This is a genomic window from Mammaliicoccus sp. I-M35, assembly GCF_022386455.1.
In the GTDB taxonomy this organism is placed as follows: Bacteria; Bacillota; Bacilli; order Staphylococcales; family Staphylococcaceae; genus Mammaliicoccus; species Mammaliicoccus sciuri_A.
Genome location: NZ_JAJNIL010000017.1, coordinates 33,303 through 41,891, shown reverse-complemented (window position 1 = coordinate 41,891; position 8,589 = coordinate 33,303). Strand labels below are relative to the sequence as shown.

The following is an 8,589-nucleotide window of genomic DNA, read 5'->3' as shown; positions in this document are numbered from 1 at the left end:
GCAAATCCTGTTTTCGGGTCGATAAATTTTTTTATCGGCCTGTAAATCCCATTTTCGGGTCGATATTTTTATTTATCGGCCTGTAAATCCTGTTTTCGGGTCGATAATTTATTTTATCGGTCCATATTTCTCGTTTATGGACCGGTAAATTTTTTTATCGGTCCAGAAATTACCCAATACAAAAAGGAAAGAGGCAACGCCACCATAGCGTTGCCTCTACATCTCAAACTTCTATATTAATGCGTCGTTTCCTTTTTCTTGTTCTACTAATTTTTTATCATATATCTTAATAAATGGGAACCAGATTAAGAATGCTACAAATCCACAAATTAATGAAACAAGTACTGCCATAAGACTTCCTGCTGTTCCAATAAATGCCCCAAATCCAATTGGTGATGGCCATGGTACTTGTGCAATAATTGGTTTCACGAGTTCTAATTTAATTGTCCAATACCCTATTGAAGCTGATACCATTGGTGCTAGGAAAAATGGAATGGCTAAGAATGGGTTATAAACAATTGGTAATCCAAATACAAGTGGTTCATTAATGTTAAATAATCCTGGTGCTAATGATGCTTTTCCTAATACACGTAGTTGCTCTGATTTTGCTAAAAATGCGATAAACACACATAGTCCTAATGTCGCACCTGATCCACCCATAACAACGAATGAGTTCTGGAATTCACCAGCAAATGGAATATTTGCCCCTTCAATATTTAATTGCATGTTTGATAAAACAATTGGTGTAATAAAAGCACTGATAATATTTGCGCCATGTATACCTACAATCCAAAGTGCATGAATTAAGAAGTAAATCACGAGTATACCAATCCAACTACTTGTTAAGTTAACAACAAATCCAAATGGCACAGCAATAATTTTGAAAATATCCGTATCAAAAGCTACTAATATTCCTGTAAATGCCAGTATAACGAAAGCAACTAAGAATGCTGGAATTAATGCTGTAAATGATCTTGAAACCCCTTCTGGTACCGCTTCTGGCATTTTTATAATCCATTGACGTTTTACACACAGTCTATATAATTGAACGGCTATGATAGACATGATAATTGCAGTGAATATCCCGGTCGTACCTAGCCTACTGACACCATCACCAGACATTTCCCAACCATTAAAAATATTGACATCTTTTTTCATGATATTAACTAAGACCATTTTACCATCATCCATTACTAATTGTGGAATGGCCATAAAGTAAGCAAACATAGATAATAATGCACCGTTAAGTGGGTTAACATCTAAGTCTTCTTCCTCTGCATAAATTTTAGTATATTCATAACCAATGACTAAACAGAAATACAAGGCTAGTATCCCCATCGTTGCTTTATTGGCTAACATGTACAAATCACCAATTTTTAAAAATGTACTATTCCAAAATCCTTCTAAAAACGTAAAAGTCTGTGGAATAACGTTTAACACTAAAAACATTGATCCTACAATTGTAAAAGGTATACACGCCATACCAGCTGCCATAATCGCTCTTACAATTCTAAATGAAGCAATTTTCCCCATTGGACCCATTAAATACTTCTCTAAAAAAGCAAAAACTTTGTTTTCTGATCCCATTTCAAGACCCCTTTTCTTTGATTAGTTCATTGCATTTTCAAATCTTTGTAGTCGTTTATAATGCCAATCTTTATCGTGTCGAATATTGTGTAATCTAAATAAGATGAATCCGCTGATGCATAAGCCACATACCAGTATGCCAACTACGAAAAGTCGAGACGCTGATTGATCCACAATAAATGGATATAAATATTGGAATAAAGGTGTGAATAATATAATGGGTATAAGCAATAGATTGATTGTGCTTATACTTAAAAAGCAGTAATAAGTATACTTCGCTTGATTCGAATGATTACCATACATTCTGACTTGTTCTGCAACACTGATCAAAATCACAATCATCAACACAAGTGGCAGTATCAATGCTAAAGAGCGACTCATCACAAGTGTAAAAAACCAATATAAATTAGAAAAGAAGAACAAAGCAGACATATATCTCACTAATAAAAATCGATTAAAATACATAGCTTTGAGACTTGTTTCTCTTCTATTTTTTTCAATTTTATTTTTCGTTTCTTGATCCATTTTTATCCCTCATTTATACTGCATCATTTACTTTTTGATACAAATGCAACATCTCAATTGCGACTTCTTTTAACGTCATCGTTGTCATGAGATGATCTTGTGCATGAACCATAATAATTTCCATATTAATAGACTCACCTGATGCATATTTTTGTAGTAAATCCGTTTGAGATTGATGCGCTAACGTTATCTCTTGGTTTGCTTCATCTAATAGTTGTTCCGCTTCTTCATAGTTGTTTTCACGCATCTTTTTAAAAGCATCATGTATATTTGTACGCGCTGTACCACTATGTAAAATAATTTCAAAAGCAACAACTTGAATTTCTTCTTGTTCCATAGACTAACTCCCTTTACTTGTGATATTGACCAATCATATAATTTTTAAAGCTGTTATAATCCTTACAATTCATCAGTTCAGAAATTTTGTCATCTGAATCTATGAGGTTCACGATAATATCGATGATCGTTTTGAGCTCATTGTCGTTATATTTTGAAGGTGATAACATAATGATTAGCTTAATATTCGGAAACTGTTCGTTCCAATACACCCCGCCAGGCACAAGTGCTACCGCTATACTTGAATAATCTCCAACTGGTTGTGCTGTATGTGGAACAGCTACTTCATCACTGAATACAACTGTACTCAACTCTTCTCTATACCGAAGTTGTCGTTTCAACTTCTCTTCAAAACACGGTTCTTCTTTAATACTTAATTGCTTGATCAAAAGCTGATACAGCTGATGTTTAGTGATTGGTTCTTCAATATAATTAAATGCATGTTCACTGCAATATTGACTAAAGAAAGAACTATATTGTTCAAGTGCCATATTCTCTTCTAACACATGGTTATATGAAAATTTTGAATCATGATGATGAATAAATGTATTAATTTTCTTAATATCTTGATCATTGAGTAATACATTCACTTGTATGACAGGCACTTTAAATACGATGGTTGATAAATCAATAGATGAAATAATCAAATCAATATTTTCTAATTTTTCGTCTGTTATTTCATAGTAGCTAATCACATCAATGATATTCATCTGTATACAAAATTCTCTTTCTACTCGAACCTTTAACATCTGTGCACTACCATAACCCGTTGCACAAATAACGAGGACATTTAACTTTTCTCTTTGGTAATATTTTTCAATAGCTGCAAGTAAATGTAATGTTAAATACGCCCATTCTCCTTCACTGACATCTTGGTCTTTTAACTCTTCTAATTCACCAAAATAATTTTTAGTCATCGTAAGTGAAGCTTCATTTTGTGATTTAATGTCATTCAAAATTGGATTTTCCAAGTGAATATTATTGCGAATTCGTTTAATCAACGGCTGTAAGTGAGTCACTAGTCCATACAATAATTGACTGTCTGACGACATTGGAAATCCAAAATCCGCTTCTATTATTCCTAATATTTGAGATACGCGATGAGATAAATCACTCTCTTCATCGCTTTCTTGTTGTTTTGAACCTTTGCTCATAATATGCAAACTAATATACTTCGCTTCTTCTTCTGGAAACGATATTTGATAAATACGTTCAACACGGTTTAAAATTTTTCTCGCGACTGACAATTCATTTTCTGTTAATACCTCTTCATTTGAAGCAATTGTTTTTAAACAATGCCCATCTAACAGTCTTCTTATCATCAGTCCTAAATGTAGTACAAGATTTTGGAGTATATAATCTGATAAATATACTTTAGATTCTCTCGTTTCATCTACAACAATAATTGCCAACTCTTCCATATTAATTTGCTGCAAAAGTGGCGTATCTTGAAAATATTTATTAATAGAATGAAAGAAACTATTTCCTAAGAAATAATCCATGATAAAATGGCGTTTATCTCGTTCATCTCCATCAATTCCGATACCATGTTGCTGTTTGCTTACAAGTTCTAAATCATATTGCGCAATCATCTTTTTTATATTTGCGATATCGTGAGATATTGTGGATCTCGAGATAAATAATTGTTCGCTTAATTGCTCAATCGTAATAGCTGTCTTATTAAAAAGTAATAAATTCAAAATATAATATTGTCTATCTTTTGAATCATTAATACTTTCTTGATTCACAGATTTAGTGCTCAAATATCTTTTTAAAAAATTTTCAAATTCAATCATTAAATTGATTTTGAGTTGATAACCATACCCTTGTTTAGCAATTAAAGTTGCTCCATTTTTTTCAATTTCAGGTTTAAGGGTTTTGATATATTTTCGAATCGTTCTATCTGAGAGTTGCAAGATCGTTGCAATTTCTGAGCTTTTGACAAATTCATTACGTCGCTGTGATAAATAACTGAGTATATCTATTTCTCTTTGACTAAGCATAAGCTTCCCTCATTTCATAGAGAATATTATACTGATTATTCTATGTCTTGCAAAATTACACTCGCCAATTTTTCAATGCCCATTGGAATCGGAACATATGCTTGTGGTGGGATATTCACAACTGGTTTATTAACTCTATCGCCAGCTTCTTTTAATTTTTTAAAATACATTTTAGTTTGTGGACTCACTAAATATAAATCGAAAGATTGTTTTTCAATCATTTTTCCGCCTTCATTTGCTGAAACGGCATCAACTTCAATGTCATGTCCTTGTTCTTGTAAATAACTCGTTGTTTTTTTAGCCATTAGTGATGATGACATACCTGCTGCACATATAATTAACGCTTTTTTCATAATAAAAACCTCCAAATGTTATAATTGTTCTCCATTACTTGCAATAACTTTTTTGTACCAATAGAATGAATCTTTTTTAGAACGGTCTAAGGTACCATGACCTTCGTTATCTTTATCTACATAAATAAAGCCGTATCTCTTTTTCATTTCGCCAGTTCCGGCAGATACTAAATCTATACAACCCCATGGTGTATATCCCATTAAATCGACACCATCTTCATCGACAGCTTTAATAAATTGTTCGATGTGAGTTTTTAAATATTCAATTCTATAATCATCATGGACAATGCCGTCTTCACCAAGTTCATCAATAGCGCCGAAGCCATTTTCAACAATAAACAATGGTAAATGATACATATCTGTAAACCAGTTCATCGCATACCTTAAGCCTTCAGGATCAATTTGCCATCCCCAATCTGAAGCTTGTACATAGTCATTTTTTACTAAATCACGTGTTTCAACATAATCATATTTATCGTTAGATTTTTCATGTGAAATTGCGAATGACATGTAATAACTAAAGCCAATGTAATCAACTGTGCCCTGTTTCAAATCTTCAATATCTTGATCTGTAATATCTAAATTGAACGATTTATCTTTGAAATACTGTGTCATATATCCTGGATATGCACCATGAACATGGACATCCGTAAAGTAATATCTCTTTTGCATCGCTTTTTGAGCCATTAAGATATCTTTCGGATTACAAGTTGCTGGATATACCGGACACATTGCTATCATACATCCTATTTCAAAGTCTGGATTAATGTCATGACCAATTTTTGTTGCTTGAGCGCTCGCAACCAATTCATAATGTGCTGCTTGATACATAATTTGTTCACGATTTTCACCAGGTTGATATTTCACGCCTGAGTTCGTAAATGGCGCAAAATCTTCATCAAAGTTAGATTGGTTATTAATCTCATTGAACGTCATCCAATATTTAACTTTGTCTTTATATCTTTCAAAACAAACTGTTGCAAATCGAACGAAGAAATCAATCACTTTCCTATTTCGGAAGCCACCATACTCAGTTACAAGGTGATAAGGTAATTCAAAGTGAGACAATGTTACAACAGGTTCAATCCCATACTTCAAACACTCATCAAACAAGTCATCATAGAATGCTAAACCTTGTTCATTAGGTTCTTGATCATCACCATTCGGAAAAATTCTTGACCATGCGATCGAAGTTCTGAAACATTTAAAGCCCATTTCACTAAATAATTGAATATCTTCTTTATATCGATGATAAAAATCAATCGCTTCATGGTTTGGATAATATTTACCTTCAATAACGCCATCTGTAATTTCTCGATGTTTCCCGTGAGAAGCTGCAGTCATAACATCTGCAACACTGATTCCTTTACCATCTTCTTGCCAAGCACCTTCAAGTTGATGCGCCGCAACAGCACCTCCCCATAAAAAATCCTCTGGTAGTTTTGACATTGTATCCTTCCTCCTTTAATCAAACATTTCTTAATACAATTTTATTGTAAACGTTTTCATAAACGAATAGCATATCGAAAAGTTCCGTAGTATTACGGAAGTCTTTTATAATAGGTAGATTTTATGCAGTTTTGGATGATTTATTGTGGTAATTTGGGCAGCAGATTAAAATGAGGTGAGGTTTTCGGGTCGATATTTTTATTTATCGGTCCATATTTCCCGTTTCTGGACCGATACTAACTTTCCAAACAAATATGAAGAGAGGATGAGACAGCCTACACTGTCTCATCCTCTCTTCATTCTTATTTATCTATTGATTGATCTTGCTATTCTAGATACTGTATGGCGTTGTCCTCTAATGGCTTTACTTAATGCATATATATTCTCAACTGGTGCTAATCCACCATATCCTGCATCACCTATATGTTGAATATCTACGCCTAATGTTTTATTTTTGATAGCTATTTCTCTAATTGTCGCCTCATCCGAACCTTCTTGTGATGTACCGATCGCACTCATCACTAGTGCGCCCTGTTTATGTGCAACTTGAACAGCTTCTCTCACTTCTTCTTCACTGACACCCCAAACTGTTCCTACTGCCGGCACTAATATAATATCTGCTCCAGCTTCTACAAAATTCGTTATCGCTTCTAAATTAACGACAGGCTCATCTACACCTGAACCGTGCATCTTACCAGCAATAATCAGCCCATTAAAATGAGATTTCCCTACTTTAATCGCTTCTAAAATATGATTGTTTGTAACACCAGTTGCTGGATTCCCAGTTAAACATACAAAATCAAAACCTAATTTTTCAGCTTGTATAAAAGTTTCTTTAGTTGCTTTTCTACCTGCAGAAATATCCAGTTTCACTTCTGCCATATTCGCTTGATCATCAACTGGTTCTAAATTTACGCCAATAGGTCTACCGACAAGTTTCTTTAAGTCTTGAACAGCATTGCCAGTCCCTTGATAAGCTTCATGGTATAGACCTTTAATTTCTGGTTCATTGACATCTAAAGCATTCAGTAAAATCATATCCGCTCCAAAAGCAGTGGCCATTTCCGCATTTGTAATATCTTGAACTAAAGCAGGCGTATGTACGACAACATTCTCACTAAGTACCGTTCTACCTTCACTCGCCTTAATACTTTGCTTCAATTCCTCTGATGTAAAGCTCAAAATATCAGACGTATTTGCACTAATTAATCGTTTAACCAAAATATTCACCCCTTCTTTTACTAACACAAACCAAAGATATATTTAAAAAATAACAAAGTCAAATTAATTTAAAAATAAAGTATTGAATAATTAATGTTGATTGCTATAATTTAAATGATATTGATTATCATTATCATATTTTTGGAGGGTTTAATTTATGAAAAGATTATTAGTTTTTTGCTTATGCTTATTATTTTTCTTGGCAGCTTGTAATAGCTCAGATACTAAAGAAAAGTCGTCAGAAACAAAATCGGATTCTTCATCTGATACTAAAGTATTTAAACAAGATGATGGTGAAAAAATCAAAATACCTAAAGATCCGAAAAGAATTGTCGTATTACATCCGACATACATAGGTGCATTAGTTGAATTTGGCCATAAACCTGTTGGCGTCATCGATTTTGTGAAACAAAATAAAACTTTATCTGATGCTACTAAAGGTGCAAAAATGTTAGGTCAAAATAATGTTGAAGATATTGCTAAAACAAAGCCGGATTTAATCATTACTACTAAAGAAGATAAAAACATTAATAAACTCAAAAAAATTGCACCAACTGTCCAAATGGATGCTATGAAATCAGACTACAAAGCTGCTACTAAAGAACTCGGGGAAATTGTAAATGAACAAGACAAAGCAGAAAAATGGATAAAAGATTGGGAAGAAAAACTTGAAAAAGATAAAAAATCTTTAGGTGATAAAGTAGACGGGAAAACTATTACAGTCCTACAATCAACACCAAAAGGTTTAACAGCTTTCGGTAAAAACTATGGACGTGGTACAGAAATTGTTTATGGTGGATACGGAATGACACAACCTGAAAAATTAGAAAAAGAAACAAAGAATGCTTATATGGCAACACCATCTGAAGAAGAACTTTCTGATTATACAGGTGATTATATTATCCTAGCAACAATGGGAGAAACACCACAATTCACACAAACAACTAACTGGAAAAACCTTGATGCAGTTAAAAACAACCATGTTATCGAATTAGATTTACAACAAACGCAATATAATGATCCAATTTCTCTAGAAAAACAAAGAGAAATCATTTTAAAACAACTAAAAGAAATGAAATAAAATTATACTGATCAACATGTTAAGCACACGTATA

The 8,589-nt window shown here is 33.2% G+C and carries 8 protein-coding genes; 1 reads left to right on the top strand and 7 read right to left on the bottom strand.

The window, feature by feature from the left end:
- Positions 1-231: 231 nt before the first annotated feature.
- The 7 genes from celB to LQ679_RS14135 all read right to left on the bottom strand — a co-directional run bounded on the left by celB (position 232) and on the right by LQ679_RS14135 (position 7,474).
- Entirely contained in the window at positions 232-1,587 is a 1,356-nt protein-coding gene (gene celB, locus LQ679_RS14165) for a PTS cellobiose transporter subunit IIC (protein ID WP_037589326.1), read from the bottom strand.
- Between the two features lie 21 nt (positions 1,588-1,608).
- Entirely contained in the window at positions 1,609-2,112 is a 504-nt protein-coding gene (locus LQ679_RS14160; protein ID WP_103361770.1) for a hypothetical protein, read from the bottom strand.
- Between the two features lie 13 nt (positions 2,113-2,125).
- A complete protein-coding gene (locus LQ679_RS14155; RefSeq protein ID WP_037589328.1) occupies positions 2,126-2,449 on the bottom strand; it encodes a PTS cellobiose transporter subunit IIA in 324 nt (107 codons plus the stop codon).
- A 13-nt stretch (positions 2,450-2,462) separates the two neighbouring features.
- Positions 2,463-4,451 (bottom strand): BglG family transcription antiterminator, encoded by a 1,989-nt coding sequence (locus tag LQ679_RS14150; protein WP_239763448.1) that lies wholly within the window; start codon positions 4,449-4,451, stop codon positions 2,463-2,465.
- A gap of 35 nt (positions 4,452-4,486) precedes the next feature.
- Positions 4,487-4,804, bottom strand: coding sequence for a PTS cellobiose transporter subunit IIB (locus LQ679_RS14145; RefSeq protein WP_103361768.1), 318 nt, complete (start codon positions 4,802-4,804; stop codon positions 4,487-4,489).
- Positions 4,805-4,822: 18 nt separating this feature from the next.
- Positions 4,823-6,253: a 6-phospho-beta-glucosidase gene (locus LQ679_RS14140; RefSeq protein WP_204189427.1), complete on the bottom strand. Its 1,431-nt coding sequence runs from the start codon at positions 6,251-6,253 to the stop codon at positions 4,823-4,825.
- 306 nt (positions 6,254-6,559) lie between these two features.
- The gene (locus LQ679_RS14135) at positions 6,560-7,474 is read right to left on the bottom strand and encodes a DUF7916 family protein (RefSeq protein ID WP_204255822.1); all 915 of its coding nucleotides are present in this window, start codon (positions 7,472-7,474) and stop codon (positions 6,560-6,562) included.
- 157 nt (positions 7,475-7,631) lie between these two features.
- On the opposite strand from LQ679_RS14135, the gene LQ679_RS14130 reads away from it, so the two are divergent.
- Complete coding sequence (locus tag LQ679_RS14130) at positions 7,632-8,555, top strand: ABC transporter substrate-binding protein (RefSeq protein ID WP_159315845.1); 924 nt, start codon at positions 7,632-7,634, stop codon at positions 8,553-8,555.
- Positions 8,556-8,589: the final 34 nt, after the last annotated feature.